General features: G+C 57.7%; 25 protein-coding genes. 12 read left to right on the top strand and 13 right to left on the bottom strand.

All coding sequences use genetic code 11. The features are described from left to right. From VBE63_RS08495 to VBE63_RS08445, 12 genes are all read right to left on the bottom strand, one after another. A partial coding sequence (locus tag VBE63_RS08495; RefSeq protein WP_323682586.1) for a hypothetical protein occupies positions 1-286 on the bottom strand: 286 nt, incomplete at its 3' end. A gap of 4 nt (positions 287-290) precedes the next feature. Then, positions 291-1,280 carry a hypothetical protein gene (locus VBE63_RS08490; RefSeq protein ID WP_323682585.1) on the bottom strand — a complete coding sequence of 330 codons (990 nt, stop codon included), beginning with the start codon at positions 1,278-1,280 and terminating at the stop codon, positions 291-293. 9 nt (positions 1,281-1,289) lie between these two features. Then, positions 1,290-1,706, bottom strand: a complete 417-nt coding sequence (locus VBE63_RS08485) for a hypothetical protein (protein ID WP_323682584.1) — start codon at positions 1,704-1,706, stop codon at positions 1,290-1,292. A gap of 14 nt (positions 1,707-1,720) precedes the next feature. Then, the gene (locus VBE63_RS08480) at positions 1,721-2,413 is read right to left on the bottom strand and encodes a DUF6682 family protein (RefSeq protein ID WP_323682583.1); all 693 of its coding nucleotides are present in this window, start codon (positions 2,411-2,413) and stop codon (positions 1,721-1,723) included. Further along, positions 2,413-3,021 (bottom strand): hypothetical protein, encoded by a 609-nt coding sequence (locus tag VBE63_RS08475; protein WP_323682582.1) that lies wholly within the window; start codon positions 3,019-3,021, stop codon positions 2,413-2,415. The genes VBE63_RS08480 and VBE63_RS08475 overlap by 1 nt, the downstream gene beginning before the upstream one ends. Then, a complete protein-coding gene (locus tag VBE63_RS08470; protein ID WP_323682581.1) occupies positions 3,021-3,272 on the bottom strand; it encodes a hypothetical protein in 252 nt (83 codons plus the stop codon). The genes VBE63_RS08475 and VBE63_RS08470 overlap by 1 nt, the downstream gene beginning before the upstream one ends. Positions 3,273-3,351: 79 nt before the next feature. Next, entirely contained in the window at positions 3,352-4,125 is a 774-nt protein-coding gene (locus VBE63_RS08465) for a hypothetical protein (RefSeq protein WP_323682580.1), read from the bottom strand. Between the two features lie 140 nt (positions 4,126-4,265). Continuing rightward, positions 4,266-5,060 carry a hypothetical protein gene (locus tag VBE63_RS31335; RefSeq protein ID WP_416274525.1) on the bottom strand — a complete coding sequence of 265 codons (795 nt, stop codon included), beginning with the start codon at positions 5,058-5,060 and terminating at the stop codon, positions 4,266-4,268. 354 nt (positions 5,061-5,414) lie between these two features. After that, positions 5,415-6,440: a hypothetical protein gene (locus tag VBE63_RS08460; protein WP_323682579.1), complete on the bottom strand. Its 1,026-nt coding sequence runs from the start codon at positions 6,438-6,440 to the stop codon at positions 5,415-5,417. 61 nt (positions 6,441-6,501) lie between these two features. Beyond that, positions 6,502-6,744, bottom strand: a complete 243-nt coding sequence (locus VBE63_RS08455) for a hypothetical protein (RefSeq protein WP_323682578.1) — start codon at positions 6,742-6,744, stop codon at positions 6,502-6,504. Between the two features lie 40 nt (positions 6,745-6,784). Next, positions 6,785-8,863, bottom strand: coding sequence for a hypothetical protein (locus VBE63_RS08450; protein ID WP_323682577.1), 2,079 nt, complete (start codon positions 8,861-8,863; stop codon positions 6,785-6,787). A 3-nt stretch (positions 8,864-8,866) separates the two neighbouring features. After that, a complete protein-coding gene (locus VBE63_RS08445) occupies positions 8,867-9,370 on the bottom strand; it encodes a hypothetical protein (RefSeq protein WP_323682576.1) in 504 nt (167 codons plus the stop codon). Positions 9,371-9,728: 358 nt separating this feature from the next. Here VBE63_RS08445 and VBE63_RS08440 point away from each other — a divergent pair, with 358 nt between their 5' ends. Both VBE63_RS08440 and VBE63_RS08435 read left to right on the top strand, forming a co-directional pair. Then, on the top strand, positions 9,729-10,532 hold the full coding sequence (locus VBE63_RS08440; protein ID WP_323682575.1) for a hypothetical protein: 804 nt from the start codon (positions 9,729-9,731) through the stop codon (positions 10,530-10,532). After that, positions 10,529-12,019 (top strand): hypothetical protein, encoded by a 1,491-nt coding sequence (locus VBE63_RS08435; protein ID WP_323682574.1) that lies wholly within the window; start codon positions 10,529-10,531, stop codon positions 12,017-12,019. The genes VBE63_RS08440 and VBE63_RS08435 overlap by 4 nt, the downstream gene beginning before the upstream one ends. A gap of 9 nt (positions 12,020-12,028) precedes the next feature. On the opposite strand, the gene VBE63_RS08430 is transcribed toward VBE63_RS08435, so the two are convergent. Then, complete coding sequence (locus tag VBE63_RS08430) at positions 12,029-12,532, bottom strand: hypothetical protein (RefSeq protein WP_323682573.1); 504 nt, start codon at positions 12,530-12,532, stop codon at positions 12,029-12,031. Between the two features lie 899 nt (positions 12,533-13,431). Here VBE63_RS08430 and VBE63_RS08425 point away from each other — a divergent pair. From VBE63_RS08425 to VBE63_RS08380, 10 genes are all read left to right on the top strand, one after another. Next, complete coding sequence (locus VBE63_RS08425) at positions 13,432-14,085, top strand: hypothetical protein (protein ID WP_323682572.1); 654 nt, start codon at positions 13,432-13,434, stop codon at positions 14,083-14,085. A gap of 975 nt (positions 14,086-15,060) precedes the next feature. Continuing rightward, complete coding sequence (locus VBE63_RS08420) at positions 15,061-15,510, top strand: hypothetical protein (protein WP_323682571.1); 450 nt, start codon at positions 15,061-15,063, stop codon at positions 15,508-15,510. Between the two features lie 94 nt (positions 15,511-15,604). After that, positions 15,605-16,693 (top strand): hypothetical protein, encoded by a 1,089-nt coding sequence (locus tag VBE63_RS08415; RefSeq protein ID WP_323682570.1) that lies wholly within the window; start codon positions 15,605-15,607, stop codon positions 16,691-16,693. Between the two features lie 141 nt (positions 16,694-16,834). Further along, complete coding sequence (locus VBE63_RS08410; RefSeq protein ID WP_323682569.1) at positions 16,835-17,965, top strand: hypothetical protein; 1,131 nt, start codon at positions 16,835-16,837, stop codon at positions 17,963-17,965. 14 nt (positions 17,966-17,979) lie between these two features. Next, positions 17,980-19,161: a DUF2201 family putative metallopeptidase gene (locus VBE63_RS08405; RefSeq protein ID WP_323682568.1), complete on the top strand. Its 1,182-nt coding sequence runs from the start codon at positions 17,980-17,982 to the stop codon at positions 19,159-19,161. Between the two features lies 1 nt (position 19,162). After that, complete coding sequence (locus VBE63_RS08400) at positions 19,163-19,771, top strand: hypothetical protein (RefSeq protein WP_323682567.1); 609 nt, start codon at positions 19,163-19,165, stop codon at positions 19,769-19,771. After that, positions 19,768-20,058, top strand: a complete 291-nt coding sequence (locus tag VBE63_RS08395; protein ID WP_323682566.1) for a hypothetical protein — start codon at positions 19,768-19,770, stop codon at positions 20,056-20,058. Before VBE63_RS08400 ends, VBE63_RS08395 begins: the two co-directional genes overlap by 4 nt. A 1-nt stretch (position 20,059) precedes the next feature. Beyond that, positions 20,060-20,206 carry a hypothetical protein gene (locus VBE63_RS08390; protein WP_323682565.1) on the top strand — a complete coding sequence of 49 codons (147 nt, stop codon included), beginning with the start codon at positions 20,060-20,062 and terminating at the stop codon, positions 20,204-20,206. Between the two features lie 213 nt (positions 20,207-20,419). Next, positions 20,420-20,686, top strand: coding sequence for a hypothetical protein (locus tag VBE63_RS08385; RefSeq protein ID WP_323682564.1), 267 nt, complete (start codon positions 20,420-20,422; stop codon positions 20,684-20,686). Further along, entirely contained in the window at positions 20,679-20,930 is a 252-nt protein-coding gene (locus tag VBE63_RS08380) for a hypothetical protein (protein ID WP_323682563.1), read from the top strand. The genes VBE63_RS08385 and VBE63_RS08380 overlap by 8 nt, the downstream gene beginning before the upstream one ends. Positions 20,931-20,942: the final 12 nt, after the last annotated feature.

Genomic DNA, 20,942 nt, shown 5'->3' with positions numbered 1-20,942 from the left:
GCGAGTACACGACTCGGGTGACTTCATCTCCGATCGCAAGCCCCGGAATGGACAGGCAGTAAAAGCCTCCTTCTGCGAGTCGAGACATCGTCGCTGCTATGAAATGCCCGCGCTTTCTCTCATAGGCGACAACCCGCGTGGCGACCGGCTGCCCTGCATCCACCACATAACCCTCAATGGTAGGTGGTGACACGATCGCCTGAACGACAAGCATATCAGCCACGGCAGGGCGTTCCGCGCCTAGTACAGCCTGAACCGCGAGTGTGTCAACACTGGTCGTGTACATGATATTAGGAGGCTCGGACAATCAGCTCGGCACCATTTAAGTCCATTGGGCCGGTCCAAGCGGGGTTGTTGTGGCGCATCCAAGTGTGAGTGTGGGGTGCAATCACTGTCCCGACCGCTAGTGGGCCTGAAAACGACTCCTGTCCATCCGTCGACCGAAGTCCGAACTCAAGGCTGCTCCCATCGCTTGTCGCTACCCGACCACCCGCCACTGCAGCAATGATTCCAGGCAAGTCAAATGTGCCAACGGGCGACAAGACCACACTATGCGAAGCCGGAGCAGTGTCGAGCGTCAGCAGTGCGCCATCGGGGTCAGCTTCAGCGACAGCCGTGTAATCCCCGGTGCCGTCGAGATAGGTGCCATCTGCAGTCGGGACATAGGTCGCCACGCGCATGTGCCGCGTGTCGAAATCCGCGACGACCAGCTCAGAAAAACATCCTAGCCCCGCGGTCGTGCTTTCGCTACTCGTCCCTAAACGGAATGAGGCGATGTCGGTCAGCGGCTCCCCAGGCATCGTTAAGGCTTCGATCAGCGCCCCATTCTCGTAGAGGTCAAGGCACCGCGACCCGCCATCATCGGTGTAGAAGTGGAAGTCGTAAGCGGTGAGAGCGGATGGGAGGAACAAAAGACTGCGATTCGGGGAAACCACACTCCCACTCGGGGCGTACAAACGAATCGCGGGGCTGTAGCGATACCCCGCCGACTCGGCAACAAGGTTCCCGCTCGAATCCAAAGCACAAAATATGTTCTGCGCTAGGTCGTGCTGGTGTTCGTAGGTTCGTTCCAGCTGCCACATTACATGCAACCACAACCCCCCGCTGGAGTCGGGGGTTGAGAGATCAACCGCAGGTTCCACAGGGATGTTGACGAACATCCCTGTGCCCACAGCAATCGCACAGCGCGAATAGTTGGGATCAAAACAGGCAGAATCTGTCGTGACTGTTCCGCTATGATCCGTCAGTGCCGGATCACCGCCAATGTAGTACACCTGCATAACAGCCCCCTACACGTTGCCGTCAAGGATCGACCCAGCGGTGACCTCTACGGTGGCGTTCAGAACAATCGAAGTAGCATTCAGGACAAGCTGCCCACCTCCCGCGACCTCAGAGACGTCAATGTCGGCAATAAACATCCCGTCCGCATTCTTGATCCGCCCCCAGGTGGCCGACCCACCGGCGACAGCGGTAGCAGGGGAGAAGGCATCGAAAGTCAGCGCCCCATCGGCTATCGGCGTAGTCGTGCAAGGGTCGGCGAATAGGACCGTCGCCAGCAGAACCTGATCTGTAATCGCCCCGCCTTTAGTGGCTGGGCGCACGCCGTCGTAAATCTCGATGGTCGCAGGTCCAGTACCGCTATTGATTGCATCCGCGACCGCCTGCATACGAGCGTTACGAACGACGTCGTTTAAGCTAAATCCCATGTGTTAGCCCTCGGTTAAGTCGTGCTTAATGGTGTGCCCGCTTTCTTCGTCGCGGTGTCGACTTGCGTCTTCGCGGCCAATGAGGCGAGCATCGCCTCACGATGCGACATGGCACGCTGCGCATTCGCCGCATACTCCGCGTCCTTGCTATAAGCGCGATACAGGATGTAGTCGAGGATGGCATTCGCGTAGGAGTCGACGATCTGGATCGTCTCTGCCGTTGCCGGGTCCATCAACTGTGCCTCCGTCAACACATGGGCGGTCGGCACCGACGAGTACACAACCTCCAGCTCTGCTGAGGCTGACGCAGGTGGGTACACCAAGAACTCGCGCGGAAGCAGAGGATCGAACATGAAGTGCTCGATGTTGACGCTCGGAGACTCCGCGTGCCACCCACGGCGCTGATCATCCAAAATGTCTCGGGCAATCAGCCGCACCGCCTTCCTAGCGGAAGATGAAGCAAGGTTGCGCACCACATCGATCAAGCGAAGCGCGTTTGGAAAGACATTACCGAGTCGCTGTCTTGTGCCTTCCTCACAAGCGAATGTCCCTGCCGCCGTGTTTGCGTCAGGGCGCAGCAGGGTGATCTCCCGGTACGCATCGTTGAGCCAGTGCTGAAGCTCAACCCACGGCCAGCGGGTGCCCGTCGTGTCTTGGAGAATGATCTGCGCCCTCTGGGTGAGGTCGACTACCTTAACTGCTGCCATCAAAACCTCACTGGCTGCACGCGCAGCTCGATCTGTCGAAGATCATGGGTCTTTGCGTTGGCCTTGGCGCGGTCGAACCGCTGCCGACGCATCATTGCCAAATCCATCGCCGTCCACGTCTTTCCTGGGATGCTGGCAATGCGCCAGTACGCGCCGTCGACCAGAGCGTCTGCCCAGGTCTCGTGCAACCAAGCGGGGATCGTAGTGCTGCTGCGAGACGTCTTGAGTGCACACGCGCCCGTCAGCAAGTACGCAGTGTCCGGGATGGGGTGGAGAACGACTGTATCCGGCGCCTTGATCCAGAAGCTCTGAGGCTTCCCACTACGAGCCAGCACCGTCTTGTCGAGAAATCGGGGGTCGGTGGGGGTTAGCGTGGCGTCATCCGCTCTGAGCCAGAGGACGGATTCGATCGGCGCCACACTGAACAGCTGATACTCTTGGACGCCGGCCTGGGTTGCCGTGGCGTCGAAGGGCTCGCGCCACAGATAGGTCTCAGCTAGGAACTCCGAGGCGGCAGCGGCTAGATGCAGCCGCATGGTCGCGTCAGGCACATCGGGGAGATGCGGCGCGAGGAGCGGAAACAGCTCATCGAGCGAGACCTGGAGCATTATTCAAACCCCAGCTCCGACAGCATCTTGCTGTCAGCGTTCTCGTCGCTTTCCGACTTCTTCAGCCGTCGAGGACGCTTGGGTAGTGCCTCATCCAGCTCGCGGCGCAGCGCCGTTCCGGCTGGTGTGAACTCCATGCTGTCGCCATTCAGGCGACCCAGCTCGACCCATTTCTGGCCCTCGGGCCGATACCGAGCCCGCCCCCGGACGATTTCACCGCCGACCTTCTCAACCAGCTCGTAAACATTCATCGCTTTGTATGCCCTAACAAATTGGGGGCTTGTTAGCCCCCAGTATAGCAGTGATTGACACGTCTAGCGCGTCAACCTCTTACGGCGTGCCGACCTGAGCAACAACCAGGGCCTCGGGCTTCACGATCTTGCGACCGTAGATCGCCAGGCCGCGCACGATGTCGCCGAAGTCGGTCGGGTCACGCATCGGCTCGGTCTTCTCGATCGAAGCCGCAAAGCTCAGCGCGTGCTTGGTGCCGGCGACGATCATCCGGCGCGGCTTCGCATCAGCCACAGCGGCGCCACCGGAGGTTGGCGAGCGACCGGGCACATACGCCTTACCTGCCTCAGCGCGTGGGAGCAAGTTGCTCACATAGGCCGAGAACCGATCGATCATGCCGATCTTGCCGGTGCGCTGCATCGACGTCGAATCGCCCGAGAAGTAGGACGCGGCGATGTCGGTCTGCAGGAGCAGGTGGCGATCGTAGGGCGACAAGATGATAAAGCGCCCGTCAGTTGGGATGTTCTGCTCATCAAGCACGGACGACATCCGCAGGATGGCCTGCAAGATGTTGTTAGGCGTGCTGTCATCAAGCGGCGCCGTATCGGTGCCGAGGTTGTAGTGGGCACTCAGCGCGCCCGCTGTCGCACCTTCGTTCTCAGCATCGGGGCCTTCAGTCGCGAAGGCGTTGAAGAACACCTCCTCCTCGATCGAAATCTTCATCTGCTTCGCGGCTTCGTCCGTGAACAGATTCATCAGATCACGATCGGCCTGGTACTGGATGACATCAGAGACCTTCACACCGAAGTAGAAGCCCTGGTCGATCTGCATGTCGAGGTAGTCCGGCGTCGGCACCTCATATTGCAGATTCATACCGACTTCATAGGGCCGGATGTTGATGTCTGGACGCGTGCGAATACGAATCGAGTCGCCCTTGGACTTGAATTGACCTTCCGGTCTGTTACCGCACAGGCTCTTTATCCTATGCTTCTAGTGGTTTAATTCCCGCTAGATCAGACTATATCATCACCAGCCGCACGAAGTCGTTTCGTGCGTTCTCGCGTGTAACACCTTACACACAACCCACCGCGCCTATCATCATAAACAGGTGTGTCGCATGAAAAGCAATGCGAGACTGGTGCTCGGCACTCGTGGGAACTTAGCGCTGCGACGTGAGCAAGTTTGTACAACATGCACTCAGGTACGTGAGGAGCAATAATCGACGCAAACTGATTACTAGCTGATGTGTTCGCCTGGATATAAAACTGCTTACCGGGCGAGCATCGCTTGTTGCACCGAACCTTAAACTCCAAACCGAAGCGATCTTGCAGCCAATCTACAATAACTTGCGCTTCGACTTCTGTACACTGTGTCGCGATGTCCGTAGCCACAGAAGACACAAACCCTCTGCTATTTGTGTTCTTCCTAGCGTGTCCGTCGTCCATATACCAAATGGCCAATCCTTCTGGTGTAAGCATGTCTAGCACTTTTCGCGTAAACAGCTTTTTGCCATTGGGGTACAGCCAGCGATGAACCTGCCCAAAATAACTGTGGTTCTTTGAAAACTGATAAGCGGTATATCTTCCGCCTGGGCCGTTCCTATACGTCGACACCTTCATCGGTCGACACCCAAGAGCCCACGCAAGTCGTTCAGCTTTCCACTCGCAGTATGCGCGTTGAGAAGGGCCGTGCAAAACTCGCAAAGTCCGCTCTTCTCGGGGCAACTTACGATCGTATCGGGTTCGCACCCGAACGTAGCCATCGCCCAAAGCCATACCAATAATTACGCCACGCTTCGCTACATCCATCTTCCACCTCAGTCAAGGCATAAAGCCTAGAGGTAAACACTAAGTCCCTAGTCGTTGAACCTTCCCCGCATCCTTGGGGCTTGGCTGCTGATTCCCGTCTCAGGGTTCCAGCAATTCACCGAGTTTAACGACTACAAAGGTTACTTATAGTCGGTATTCGCCACTTCTGACAGCATGGTGTTCTCGTAGAACTTAACCAGCAGCTTGTCAGCCCACAGATTCGGAATAAAAGTACCCGAATATGCAGGGTTAGTGTTGTAGGGTGCATTAACCGGGTAAACCGGACCTGGGGTTAAGGTAGCCATAGTAGACTCCGTGTTGTGGGTAGTTCACTCACCAGGCTACCTGTTAGGTTCAGTCGCGGACGCGACCTTCCATCCAAGCAGCACTGATCTCCTGCTCTAACGCCGCAGCGGCGTCAATCTTCCCTTTCGCCAGCAACTGACGAACTTGGTTGTACGATTGCTCGGCCTCCTGACGCGTAAAGACGCGGTCTTTGCCTGACTTCGGTGTCGTCGCAGGCGCTGCTGCCTTCGGAGGCTGAACTTGACGCTGTAACTCAGCTTGTCGGTTTGCCACCTGCTGAGCGCGCGCCTGTGTCGGCACAGCACCGTCGTCCGAAGGCTGAATCGTCCTCTTAAACAGGTCGACATACGCCCTTACAGCATTAACGTCGCCCCGCGAGTAAGCCGCTTGCGCAATCGCCCGTCGCGGGCCTTGCAGCATCGGATCGAACTCATCGAGCCAGGCCACCCACCGTGGGTCTTGGTCGACCTGCTGGAAATCTGGCACCGCTTGCAGCAATCGCGCCTCAAAAGACGTGCCCTGGACCTGCTGCATCTGCTGTCGAATGGCCTCGTTCTCCTTGCGCAGCTTTTCCGTTTCAGCAGCTAGCACCTCACGCGCTACGCGTCGCTGCAGATCAACCAAGTCCTCACCAAACGCATCGACATCATCCGCCGTGACCAGCGAGGGGGGCGCCTCGGGCTCCTTGGGTTGATTCGCGCTCGACATCTGACGATGGAGCACGTCCAGTGCGCTGCGCAGCTCGCGTATCTCGTTGTGAAGGCGCGGCACCTCGTTCTGATATTTGCCGCTCAGCGTCTTGTATTTGTGCTCCCAATCGTCGCTTGGAGCCGGTTCGGGCTCGGGCTCGGGCTCGGGCTCGGGCGCAGGCTCGGGCTCGGTGGGAGCCTCCTGAACAGCCTCAGCGGCCTGCCCAGGCTCCGCTGGCGGCGCTTGTGTCGACGCTTCCGGTGGCTCAGACGCAGTCTCAGCGGGCTGCTCTGACGCCGTTTCGGCCTGGTCAAGCTGCTCTTCGTGAAGCCGCAAACGCTTTGCTCGCTCTCGAATCTGTCGGGGTAAATGTGAGTCTGCCATTGGGTTCTCTCGGTTGGAGCCAACTTCGCATGAAGACGCCGATGCGGTCTGTCTCAACGCGTTATGGTCTTCCGTTGTGCCTGGACAGGCGTTCGCTAGAGGTCTCCACTAGCTCGATAAAAGCGCCAAGGGTCGTAATCTTGCCCTGGAGCCGGTAAATCTGTACTTGATCGTCCGCTTTCGTGAGCGCCGCATAGGCGTCCGACATCTCAGCCTTCAGCAGCTCAATCACACCCTCCATCTCGGGGAGTCGCAGACGAGTCAGTGCGGTGAGTTGCGGCCCTGTTAGCTCTCTAGTACGCATAACACGAAGTATTAGACGAAAGACTAACGACGTCAAGCTATTACTTCATGTTAGGTCTTGGAGAAATGAAGTTAGCGTCTCGACCCCCCTGACGAGAGCCGTCAGGATGCGTCGGTGCAGAGCCTGCTCCACCCTGAGCAATCTGCTGCTCATGCGCCATCTTTGCCTGCATCATTGCCTGCTGTTGTTGGGCCTGCATCGCGAGTTGCTGTTGAATCTCTTCTCGGCTCGGGACAATACGCTCCGGGTTGACGTCCAACAAACGAGCGTTTTCGCGCAGTAGCTCAGCAGCCCCCGGCACACCAACGATCTGCTGAGCCAGTGGGGAGCCCAAAACCACCTGAAGGAACTCATTGCGTCGTACCGCCGCCGCCTCGCGTGACACGAGACTCATCGCGCCTCGGGCCACAATACGAACATCGCCGACCATCGCAGGATCGAGGCTATAACGCAGATTGTGTTGGTATAGACGCTCTAGCATGGGATTGATCACGTCATAGTCGACGTTAGACACCACATGCTTGAGGCTTTTTGCGGCGTTGTTAATCAGCATCGACAAGCCAGACGAGGTTCGGCCAGCGCCTGCGACGTGCTCACCGGTCATGTACTTGGGGATGCCCGAATACTCATCAGCCAGGGCGGTAAACTTCTCCATCACACCCAGCAGCTCTGCGGCGTTGGAGTTGGGCTGAAAAAAACTGATCGCCGGACGTGGATCGCTGAAGTCGTTGTAGGTCGACTGCCAAATCTTCCATGGGTGCATCTGGGTGATGTCTTCGTCAGCAGGCAAACGTGACACGTTCACCTCGACTTGAGGGCCACTCGCGATACCCATGTTGTTCGCCAAGGCGCGCGCAGAGGCGTTGGCCATATCCTGCGGATCGCGGACCAAGTCGACCACAGAGTTGCCCCAGAACGCCCCCGGCACCTTCTCGTAGCTCGTCGCGTAGTAAGGCTTGCGGCCCAGCGGATCGTAGTTAAGTACCGCCCGGATGACCGTGTTGTCGACTAGCCATACTTCGCAAGGGTAGGAGAGGAACGGGTCTTCAATCTCCTCTTTAGGCACGCCCCACTCGATGAGGAGCTTGCCCTCCACGCTATCCCACAGCTGGATGGCGTCAATCAGGTCCGCTGTCTGGTACGCGTCTGAGTCCTTGCCCTCCGCTTCAGCCTGGGCGGTGTCGATCCACAACCATTCCCCGAGCCCCCCGGACTCGAACTCGCTGAGCACACTGCGAATGGCATCATCATCGTAGCCCTCCACGCCAATCATGGCCTGAAGGTCTTCGCGGGTAAGCCGATGGCGCTCGATCAGAAAGCCGTCGTCGACGTTGCTCGACCAGGGGGCGGGATAGACCATCATCGGATCAACACGCTCCCACTCTAGGCGGAGCGCCTTCGTCGGCACCATCTCTGCGCCTTCCCATTTCATCTGCGTGCGGTTACGGGGCACAGGGCCTTTGAGAACCGCCGTAGGGAAGGTCACCAGGTCGTCAATGAACTCAGAGAGCGCACGCAGCCAGCCGCCTTCGACAAGCTGGTCCTCGATCTTGTCGGCCATGCGCTCCACGCGCTCCCTGGCCTTCTCCTCCAGCTCATGCGCCGCCTGCGCTTTCATCTTCTCAGCCTGCTCACGCAACGCGGCCTCATCCATGGGGACGCCAGAAGACACAAGCTGGACAAACTGTTGCTGCAGCTTCCGCATCAAGCCCTGAAGCACGTCAGGAGGTAGCTCGGGTTGAGGGGTGTGTTCGAGTTGCCAAGGGCGATCAATGCCAGTTCCCAGAAGCGTCTCACGTAGCCATGCGGCTGCCGCTCGACACTTGACGGAGGTCACGCCAAGAAAGATGTCGGACCCCCCTTGGGCGCGAATCTCGGCGAGCTTGTGCGCGTCATACTCTCCACGGCGACGTCGAAGGTTGTCGCCCATCCGCTCCTCAACAGATAGCTTCGCATCCCGAGCCTCAGCCCATCGATTACGGACGTGGCTGGCGAGGGAGGTAATGAGAGCACGACCTTGCTTTTCCGTGTTCGCTTCACGGACACGACGCGTCTTCTCCTCCAGCGTCTCTTCTTCCTCCAAAGACGCAACTGGGAACATGGCGATGAGGCCCGACATCGTTTAGTGTCCTAACCAGAGTTCGCGTGACTTGTCGGCGCCGCTCTTGCGCTTCGTGGGCGCCTTTGAGGTCTTCTTGCGAGCGGCTTGGTCAGCCTTGAGCTTGGCCTGCTCTTTCGCCGCCCAGGACTTGAGATCGGAGTTGGAGGATTGGCTTCGAGTTGGCTTAGAGGGTGAAGCCTTGGCTTTCGGCTTAGGTGGTGAAGTCTTGGCTTTCGGCTTGGAAGTCGCCCCACCCGCCAGGTCGGCGGACTGGCTGCGTAGCATTCGCTGCTGCTCGGTTGGTCCAAGGTTCACGCCTTTGCCTGCGCCTACGCCTGCGGCGGCTCTGGATGCCTTCGCCCGCTGGCCGCGCCCCCGCACCAACTCGCGATCGGGGTTGGCTTGGACCTTCTTACTCACATCCTGTGCCGCTTTCACCAGGCCGGAGCCGACAAGTCCTGCTGTGGCGACCGGGCCGAGCACTGCACCGGCTCCCCGCGCCGCCGTTTTCCCGAACCCACTCATAGCCGAAGCACGTTGAGCCGCCGTCGTGAGCTTGGGGCCTGCCTTGGATGCGGTCACAGCACGAGAGCCGCGTGTGGTGAGCTGTTTGCCAGACGACCCTCTTGTCGCCTCAGTCTTGGTCGTCTTTGCAGGCGGCTGACCAGCGCCTGATGTGGAGACGCGCGCCTGGACCTTCGATTTAGCGTCTGTCCGCCGCTCTTTCCGGTTCGATACCATATCACTGCCCTCTGAGAAGTGTCAACTGTCAGTGTAGAGCGGTGTTAGGCAGATGTCGAGCGCCGTCCGTGGCTGTTAGGTGCGCTGGCATCCAGTGAGTGTTAGTGTTAGAATTAACTATATTCTTCCGCTGGAGGCCGCAATGCAGCGTATTCTCGACGACCCCGAAACACGAGCAATCCACGCCGCAAGGTGCGTCGCTATGGCCAAAGAGCGTAATACTCGGATGATCGAATATCGCGGCGAAACCAAAAGTATAACAGAATGGGAAAAACACCTTGGTTTGCCAAAAGATATAATATCCAAGCGGCTTAATGACTGCAATTGGTCCGTCGAGCAAGCACTTTCAACACCCGCACCGCCAAAAAACATAGAATACACGTTTGAGGGGCGAACACAGACCCGAGCTGAATGGGCTAAGGAGCTAGGCATCACAACGGCAGGCTTATCAGATAGAGTGCGGAGACTTGGAGTTGAGGCTGCGCTGTCAATGCCGTACACAGATAGGCACAACGCGGAGTCAATGCGGGAGAAAGCGAAACGCAACGGGCGCCCAACATTCAAGCACGAAGGAAAAGAATGCACCATCACTGAACTTGCAGAAGAGCTAGGCACAAACACTCGGACTCTTTGGGCTTTCCTGCAGTCCCATACATACGAAGAAGCGGTGGAGCACTACAATGCGCTAAAACAAAGAAACGGAAAAACACTAAAGGAGATCGCTGAAAGCGTCGGAGTTCCCCCAGGCACATTCGCGCCTTACGCCAGGCGGCATGGAGTCGAGGCGGCAATCGCCCACTATGAAAAAAGGAAAACGCAAGGCCCTTCTATGACAGAGATCGCTAAAAGTCTTGGTGTTAAACCATTCACATTTATGGCTTATGCTAGACGTAACGGGCGCGATGCAGCAGTTAAACACTTTTCCAAAAAGGCGACAGCAGCATGACTGATTTCGTGGCAACAAAAACAATCTGGGAGTTTATCAACGATGATTCCTTTGTTCGAGTGCTTATGGGGCCTATCGGAAGCGGAAAGAGTGTGGCTTGCTGTCACGAAATACTCCACCGGGCCATCAAACAAGCGCCTAACTCTGAGGGAGTACGCAAAACAAGGTGGGGGATTGTTCGGAATACTGTTGATCAACTTCGTTCCACGACACTCAAGACGCTGTTTGATTGGATTCCCCCAGGCGTCTGGGGTGTGTGGAAAGCTAGTGAAAAAGTCTTCTATATTGATGTGCAGCTGCCAGACAGCACTAGGGTAAAATGCGAAATCCAAGCTCTTGCACTCGACCATCCAGATGACGTGAGAAAGGCTTTGTCGTTGGAGCTTACCGGCGTCTTTATTAACGAAACCCGTGAGGTCGCTCCCGAGGTCATTGACGGCTTACTTATGCGCTTGAGGCGCTATCCATCGATGAAGGACGGCGGACCGACGTGGTCTGGAGCTATCCTAGACACCAACCCCCCTGACCAAGACACACACCTTTTTCACGTCATCGAAAACCCTCCAGAAAACTGGAGTATTCATGTTCAGCCTCCGGCAATCCTAAACTTTGAGGAATACTTCCAACAGGAGGGCGTCGAGCCAGATGAAGAAGATGGGACCACGGATGCCCGAGGCAACGTCTGGTGGCTGAATCCACAAGCGGACAACCTCCAACACTTAGACCCGCAGTATTACCCGGGGGTGGTGCCGGGAAAATCCCAAGATTTTATCGATGTATACCTTCGCTGTCGCTACGGGCGATCCCTTTCTGGTCTTCCAGTGTATGAGAAGACATTTTCACCAGACTTTCACATCGCCACCGAGCCGTTCACGGCGCTGAAGTCGGCAAACTATCCGCTGATTGTAGGGTTGGACTTCGGTCGAACACCAGCGGCGGCGATCTGCCAGCGCAATACCAGTGGCCAGCTAGTGGTTTTAGATGAGTTGACTAGCGAAAACATGGGGATTGAGACGTTTATCTCAAAGAAGCTCGGCCCGCGCCTTGGTGAATCCGATCTCATCGGCTGCCATGTCGTTATCGCGCCCGACCCAGCAGGTTGGGCTAAGCAGCAAATCGGTGAGGTCAGTCCGGTCGATGTCATTAAAGCTGCAGGCTATCAAGTTGTGCGACCAAACACCAATGATCCAGAGCGGCGCATTGAGGCTGTAGAGCGGGTTTTGCTAGACCATATCGAGGGCAAGCCGGCTTTTGTCATTAACCCTACCTGTACCCAGCTAATCAAAGGCTTTCGGTACGGTTACAAATACAAAGTAAACAAGCAAGGGGTGCAAGATAACCGACCGCTAAAGGATGAGCACTCACACCTAGCTGATGCTTGCCAGTATGCTGTGTTGGTAGCCGACAACAACCCGACAGGAGGGTCCATTCTCGCTGCTCACAGACGCCGGGAGATTAAGCCCCGATCCGCTCTTGGGTGGACGTAATACAACCGCTCATACCGAAAACATCCTCGATTCTTCTGGGCTCGCCAATGGGATGAAGTCGTCATCTTCATCATCGTCTTCATTATTAACCACCGTGCCTTCAATTCGCGTCTCCATTCGCTGCTGACCGGGGCCGATGATTGTGAACGTCAAGGCCGGGCCGGAATGCGTTGGCTTGGCCTGCTTTTCCGGCTCCATTCCCGAGTAACGCACCAGGGTCTGGAATGCGCTTAATTGCGTGGCAGCAGGCACATCGGGGCGGTTGATCAACGCCTGCATTTGCGGGATCGAGTCATGAACCACGCGCTTGCAACGAGCGCGGAACGCCCGCCCATCATCCGCCACCGCCTGCTCTGCCTGAGCCAAACGCTGAATAAAAAGCGGGTCTTCGGTGTGCTCCTCGACCTCTTCCGGGCGGAGTTGGTAGAGCCGGCAAATCTCGACGAAGGACTGCGTGCCAATCGCCAGGTCGATGTAGAACCGATCAGGGAGGCTCGTGGGTAAAGCGCTCATATTGGGGTCTTGGTGAGTTGTGTTAGGTGAAGTGTAGCAGGTGTAAGGCTTTGGAACGAAACGTTAGTCTGTGCTTACGGAAAAATGGGATTTTTGGTTTTATGTGTGAGGCCCTTGTAGGGGCGGGGCGGTGGGGCGGGGGCGGGGCGGTGTCCTGGGGGGGGAGGGGGGAGCAGCGGCTCGAAGCCGCGTCAAGGTCAGGTTAGCAGCTCGCCTATGGTAAGCGAAGCCGCTCCCGACGGGAGTCGCCGAGCTTACCCAGGTCTTTAAAAATTCGGTACTGATTAGTTGTGGCACTAGGCGCAACAGATCGAGTGGTTCACTACCAGATAGCCCATAGATGCGCGATCAGCAGTGGTATCACGTTAGTGGGATAGGTCTATCCCTACCAAGTTGGCAAGCGGCTAACATGCCAGTATCTAACGCTTGTCTCGGTGCCGCGCTAACGGTATGCCAATGTCAAGACGCAGGGGTGAAACGGGTAGCCGACGCAATATCGAAATGCGGGTCAAGCCACTATAAAACCTAGCACGGCCATGCTGGCCAGCGTGTGGGATGTCGTTTACATCGAGTGTAACGCCCGCGCTGGTTGTCTGATACACGAGCAAGTAGCCATGGTGCAGCTAGGATCGTTGGGGATCACCATTATGGTGCAAGCATTATGGCCTCAACAACACTAAGGCAAACACTGTGAACACGTAACGTGCGGTTATGGCGCACGTTACGGGCAGGATGCACAAGTAGCACTTAGTAGCCTAGGATACTTTGAACATACCACACCCCAGCGTCGACCACGTTGACGCTGGGGTTTTTGTTTCGGGTATCCCTACAGGGTCTTTCGGCCTTGTGGGGATAGTCGCTCGGCTATCTGTCACTGACTACGTTAGGAGATCAAGACCATGCCAGCACTCAGCACTGTTATCCATCAAACCAAAAATAACAAACATAAATTTACTCGCATTGAGCTAGCCAGCGCCATCGTAGGCGCGTTTGACGCTACTGAGAAAGTTTTCGACCGCATCCAGCTAATCATGCTGGATTTACTGCGTCCGCTCGAGAACGCTGGGAAAAAAGAAATTATTAACGACGCGGCGTTAAACCGCGTATTTGTCTGCGACACGGTCGGCCCAGTCCGCGCCAAGTTGTTAGCTTGGATGGAAGAATTTACCCCTATCAAAGGGAAGTACGAGCGCGACACTAACGGCAAGCGCACGGGCAAGATTCTAGGTCTGACCATCCCGAAAAAGAACGCTCGGGAGTGGAACCTGGCAGGGGCGAAAGTCAATCCGTTCATGGAGTTCTCGGCCCAGTCGGTCAGGGGTCTGGCCGATCCGCGCGTCGATCGCGGGATTGACGCTCTGGTGAGAGAGATCGCCAGGACGATAGACGTCGACGAGACGTATACGCTTAAACAAGCACAGGAATATCTTGAAAGGGAACTCATGGACAGGCTGATGGAGCGCGTCGACCACGCGCGTAAGTCAGACAAACACGAAAAATGGGTTGAGCGTTACCAGTTGGAGAAGCAAGACGCCAAACGCCACGTGGCCTAACTTGCCCTCAGACGTCTGACACCAAGGACGGTGTCCGTTCCAGCCTGAACGTATCAGGCTCGGTCGATGCACCCGCAGTGCATCATCTCACCAACGACTCACGGGCTTGAGGGTTAGGCGTCGGACTGTCCACGCTCGCCTCTCAGGTTTCCGCGCGTCTGTAACTTTTTTGGGAGTTTGTAACATGTCGTCTGTCTATTTTGCATTGGCGTCTATCGTCAGCGTTGGGTCTGTGGTTCTGTTCGTGGTCATGCCAGCGATGGCTCAAATCACCAGCGCGCTCGCGACACTGTAACTTTTTTGGATTTTTGTAACAGTCCGGGCTTGGTCGCCAGCTCGGCTCGGTCTGTAACTTTTTTGGGAGTTTGTAACGGTCTGGGGGCTCGGCTCGGGCTTCATCCAGGTCGTTACAAATCTAGTTACAAAATCAACTTCTCCTTAGCGCGCTAAGGAGAAGTTTGTGTGGGCGGCGGCGGCGGCGGCGGCGGCGGGGTAATCCACGCCCATATCCCCCTTTTCTGGCCGAAAACGGCCCAGAAACTGTTACTTTTTCGATTTTTGTAAACCAGTCCGTAACCGCTGTAACGGAAATTTTTTCCAGTCAATTCAGTTATTTACCAACCAGAATAACAACGTTACTAAAAAAATAATGGATTCTGACCTTAAAAATCCCATTTGAGAATGATTATCAGGCGCAAGCGCGTGGTGGAAGCGCGCCCAAGACCCACCTGGATACCGCCGAAATCCTGTTACGGTGGTAACAAACCAGCTAAGTCATTGATCTGTAATGGGGTCATCGTTACTTTTTCGCGTTACAACGCCCCACCCACTCACCTGGAGACCGACATGGCCGAAATCGCCCTTTTCCAGAACCCGTTCGCTGGCCAGCAGCACGAGACCGACGACCAAGGGATACCGTGGTGGGACATCCCCACCGAGCAGACCAACTCCTCACACAGCTAACAGGGGGCCAACATGCCGTACACGACCTACACTGAGAAGAACCCACCGCGCGTGGGAGACACCGTTTTCCGTGCAGACGGACACCACGCGCTAACCAGCGTCACCGAAGACGGACGGCTCGTACTGGATGATCTGCAGCACAGTGTCCGGCCAGACACTGTGCTGAAGTATGTCTGCGACCCTGTTCGCCCGAAAGTCCAGCCGGGTCAGCTTCTGCCCGAGGCCAACATCGAGCACCTTCACATCTCCGTTGGCGAGCTGGCGGAGGCGATCTACCCCGGCATCACCATTGACACCGCGCGTCCCATCAGCTGGGACGACGCCATGCAGGCCCGTGGGATCAGCACCCGGGGTCGATTTGTGTGGGGCTACACCCCCGACGACACCCTATCAGGGCGCCCGCTACCACTCACTTTGGAAGCGATGCTGGACCTCGCGGCCATCTCGGTCTTCCTGCCGTAGTCTGTCCCACAGCCCCGCTTTACACCATTTAACGCTTCCCTAACGCACAGGCACCTGTTAGCCTGTGCATCTAACTCCACAGGAGCTTAACCCCATGGCAAAGATTCTCGACACCCTCGCATCGGCTGGTCTCGTCTCGTCCGTTACTGGCACCGGCGGTGCACGGCCCAAAGTTGACATCCCGAAGACCCGCCGTGCAGACGTGGCTGTCTTCCTCGGCGTGAAGGAATCCGCCCTGAAGTCTCTCGCGGTAAACCCGCTGCCGGACCCCTACAACAAGGAGTTCGCCGAGCTGGTGAAAGCCCACGGGCTTGTTCGCACGGAGTATTACAAGGCGACGATGCCGTTCGGCAACCGAGGCGCGACGGCAGACACCAAGACGGCTTCCGGTGACCGCTTCATTGTCAGCTCCGTTGCGGCGTCAGCCGAGTTTGGCAGCAAGTTCACTGTGGCGGGTAGCCAGACCGCTGGCTCGCTCTATGACGCACTGGATGCGGCTCGGCAGACTTGCGGAATGACCATCGACCAGCGCGTTCAGGACGCGATTAACGATCAGGTGCTGGATGCGCAGCTGCAGCCCTATGCGAAGTATGTGACATCGACCGACATCCTGGCCGGCTGGGTGTACACCCCGGTCACACTCAAGCCCATGGCCCGCACGGACGTACTGGAAGGCATGTTCCTACCCCCGAACGTGGCGAAGAACATCGAGGCGCACATGGAGGCTCAGGCTGCCGAGCAGCTGAAGTTCGGCCAGCAGCAGACCATCCTGGAGACGGTCGAATATCTGAAGACCATGACCAAGAATCTCACAAAGCTGTCCAAATGGTATGCAACTCAGAAGGGTCGCCGTCCGGCGATCTACGACAGCTTGGTGGAGAACGTCCAGCATAGCCTGGGAAAGCTGAGGGATTATGCCATGCCCGAGACCGAGGCGGGCTCTCGCATCGTCGACCTGGTCGACGAGTTATCCGAGGCCCTGGACCTCACCGCCATCACGGCGGACGACCTGAAGAAAGACCCCCAGCTGGCGTCGAAGAAAGCCAAGGACGCCGAGAAGGCAGCCGGTCAACTCAGTGACGCACTGGGGTCGATCTGGGACGAGCCCATGCCGGAGCACATCCAGCGGGCAAGTCAGCAGGCGTCGACGGCTGACCTGGATGATTTGCTCACTAGCTTCTGAGCCGACTAACAAAAAGGCGCGGGCCTCTCAGACCCGCGCCGAACTCACTCACTCCTAACAGAGATAAACGCAATGATCTCATTGAACGACTTCGTTAGCAACTCCCCGATGTTTTATCTGACCCGCCAGAACAGCCGACCGATGCCGGCCTATCTGGTTGGCCCCCCCGGCATGGGCAAGTCGGACTTTCTCACTGACGTACTGCTGGCAAAGCTCGAAGCCCACTTCTTCCCCGACGCCGAGCCGCTGGAGACCCCGCTGGACCTGCCTGCGGGCATGACCAGCTCCCCGGGCGGCAAGGTGATCTGCATCACCGAGATTCTGTCCACCCGGGACCCCATGGATATTAGGGGCTGGCAGCTGTTCGAGACCAACAAGGAGACGGGCCACAAGGAGTCGGTCTACATCATGCCCGACATCGCTGCCAAGGAGCAGCGGGCCTACAAGGAGTTCGGCGCCGAGATCGTCGTCATCAACTTCGATGAGCTGCCGCAGGCCGACACCGTCACTCAGAAAGCCGCCTGCGACACCCTCTTAAATGGCCGGTTGGGAGACCACAAACTCAGCCAACGCACCTGGATAGTTGCCGCTGGTAACCGCCAGCAAGACGGGGCCGGAGCGACCAAGCTGCTGTCGATCTTGAATAATCGCATCACGACCTTGGAGGTCTACAACCCGCACGAGGGGTATCTCAAGTATCTGCGCTCCAAAGAAGTCCCATCGATCATGGTGGACTATGCCGAGTTCGCCGCTCAGGACTTCGCCAGTGCGCAGCCAACCAAGGACGGGCCGTTCCTCACCAACCGCTCGTACATGGCCGCGTGCCAGTACGTCCGCACCGCTCGCAAGCTGGAGAAGATCACCGACCCATTGATTGTCCCGGACAACCCGGCCATGTGGGCAGCCATCAGCGGCGTCATTGGCTCGACGCAAGCCAACAGCCTGAAGGCGTTCCTCGCCAGCTACAAGGAGCTTCCAAAGCCCGAGGAGATTCTGCGCGACCCCGACAACGCCAAGCTGCCGCCCCAGGAGAACATCGGCGCCCACTACGCCGCGAGCCGGATGCTGATCTCCATGGTCACGGCGACCAACGTGGATGCCCTGTGGCGATATGCCAAGCGGCTGCGCCGTGAGCTGGCGGTGAAGACCGCCACCGAGATCGGGGCGAACCCCGCCGTGGCCAACGTGTTCTTCAACTGCCCGACCTATAGCCAGTGGAGTCTGGACCCCAACAACGCAGCCCTTGTCCGTGCCAGCCTGGCGAAGTTCTAACCGGAGACCTAACGATGAGCCTACAACTCCCTAACAGCTTGATCGAGGTGGCCAGCGCCGTGGTCACCAACAGCAAGACCGCGTTCTTTGGCGTCCTCTTGATGGAGGAGTGCGACCTGATCTATGAGCCAAGCACGCCGACAGCGGCGACCGATGGCAAGAAGATCGTCGTCGGGGATTGGTTCCTCTCGCTGCCGCTGCCTGAGCGCGTGTTCGTGCTCTGCCATGAGGTCTTGCACGTCGCCTACAACCACATCCCCAGGGCGTCCGCCTACCGTCAGCGTGGCATGGGCATGGACATGAAGCGTTGGGACGACAAGCGGGCCAACAAGGCCATGGACTACGTCATCAACGACGTCCTGGTGGAGTCCCGGATCGGACGCAAGCCGAGCATCGCGTTGCACCGACCGTATCAGCTTGATGCAGAGAAGACGTGGGATACCGTCTACATGGAGCTGCCCGAAGAAGACGAGGGTGAAGAGGGCGGTCAGGGGCGCAACCCCGGCGACCCCGACAACGGCTCCATGGATGAGCACCTGCCAAGCGAGCCGGCCACCCCCGAGCAGGAGGAGGCGATGCGTGAGGCGGTGCACAAGGCCCGCACCGTGGCCAAGGAGACAGGCAACATGCCCGGAGCCCTGGAGCGGGCGCTCGGTGAGTTCTTGGAGCCCAAGATTCCATGGAAGCAGGAACTCCGTCAGTTCGTGTCAGCTTGTTCGGGTCGGGATGAGTTGAGCTTCCGCAAGTTCAACAAACGCAAGCTGGTGACGAACAAGCTGGTCCTTCCCGCTCGGGATGGGTTCCAGCTCGACTGCGCGGTGCTCGCCATCGACACCTCGGGGTCGATCTCTGAGGAGGAGCTGAACGCGTTCCTGTCCGAGACCCGGGCGATCTTCGAGGACTTGGCTCCGCGCGAGTTGTGGATCGCTTGGTGGGACACCGAGGCGGTGCTGGTCCAGATCGAAGACCTGGACGACATCGAGAACGCAACCCCCTATGGCGGCGGCGGGACGGACTACCACTGCGTACCCAAGGCCATCGAGATGCACGGTCTGGAGCCGGACTGCGTCATTTGCTTTACCGATGGGATGGTGATTTGGACATCGGCAGAAGCGATCGTGTGGCCACATCTCACGCTCTCAACCAGCCCTAACTGGCCGGCGCCGTTCGGTCGGACGATCTTCCTGGAGGACTAACATGAAACCCGAAGACATCCCTCAAGCGCTCATCGACGAGCACCGCTATATCGACGTCCTGGACAACTGGTGGTACGAGTCCACCATCGAGTGCTTCGTCCAGGAGCAGAAAGAGCAGGGACTCGACATCAACCCCAAGGATATTCAGTTCTCAGGGTTCTGCTCTCAAGGCGACGGTGCGAGCTTTTCCGGGAATGTGGTGCCTTGCCTCTCAGACTGGATCACCCGGCACTCTGACCCGGCGCTGTACCCCTTCACCATGCTGATGCTGGCTCACGACGAGGTGAGCTGGTGTTTCGAGCTGGAGCGCACGAACACGCATTACAGCCACGAGTACACCGTCCGGGGCCACTTGGACATCGAGGACGACCTGGACCTGATCTATGACCGGGAGCATCCGATGGTCGAGCCTCACTGGGAGACCTGGATCGCCCAGTTCCACGACGAGCAGGACAGCTTGGAGGAAGACATCATGGATTACTGCCGCGCCCGGATGCGCGATCTCTACAAGCAGCTCAGCGACGAGCACGACTATCTCACCAGTGACGACTACGTCCGCGAGCTACTGGCTGACAACCCTCACATCATCCACCTGGAGGACGCCGCATGATCGGCTCATCTGAATTGGCGTATTTCCACATCGGCTACGACGACGGACTCAACGGCGCCGCGCCGAGCTTTTCCGGCCTCGCCTGCTTCTTCCCCGCCTACACAGCGGGCTACCAGGAAGGCGAAGAGACCGCCCAAGAGTGCAGAAGCATGGCCCCCTACGACCGGGGTTATGTCGATGCCCTAGCTAACCGACCCGCGTCGTTCCACGGCGAGTGGCGTGACTTCCACGCTTATCACCAGGGCTATGCCGCTGGTGAATACGACTGCTGTGTAGAGGAGGAATGAGATGAAATTAGTTATTAGCGGTGACCCCGTCGAGGGGTTTGCTTATTACGGTCCATTCCAATCAATAGGCGATGCGATTGTGTGGGCAGAAGAAAACCTGGAGCAATGGTGGATCGCACCGCTCCAAAACCCAGAGGAGATTGAATAGCCATGCAGCTTCAAATGAGCGACCACGCCCTGAACCAGTCGCGCACCCAGCCGGCGCTAATGACCCAAGCCAACTCCACCCTGATGCCCTGGCTGTGTACCGTCCAATCCCGAGGCTCATCCTCGACGACTTCGCAGACGCATTGGCAGGCATCAAGCGCCGCGAGCCAGCGCCGGAAAACCAGACCGAGACCGACCAAGAGGAAATCTAACCATGCCCATTACCGAAGTCCACAACATCCAATTCAGAGATGGTGACCGAGCCACAGCACTCCGAGTCGACCAATTCGGCCAGCTGACTCGCGTCATCGACATCTTCGACTCGCTCCAGCACCCAGGACGGGATGCCATCTATGACCTGGTCAAGGCGCTGTTCCCGAAGCTCACACCCGATGAGGTAGCGCTCATCACCGACGAAGTCATGGACCCGTCCAACACCACGGAATGGCTCCAGATCGCCAAGAGGAATAAACATGCCTAACATGCCCTGCTACAACGACCTCGCCGCACGCAACTACGCCCACAGCGAAGCCCTGTGGGAAGCCCGATTGGACACCATCGGCGAGAAGGCCGATGAGCTGGATGCCTGGAGCCTTGAGTCCATTCGCACCAAGCTCAAGCCGCACGAGACCGAAACCCTGGATGAGATCATCAACACCGTCGCCGAGCGGATGTTAGACGAGTTAGCTCGCGACAACTTCATCGAGCCTGACTGGGACTACTAGCAGGCAGGGTGC

It is taken from the genome of Lamprobacter sp., assembly GCF_034860625.1.
Taxonomy (GTDB): Bacteria; Pseudomonadota; Gammaproteobacteria; order Chromatiales; family Chromatiaceae; genus Lamprobacter.
Note: the sequence above shows the minus strand (reverse complement) of the source record. Positions and strands in the feature narration are given on the sequence as shown.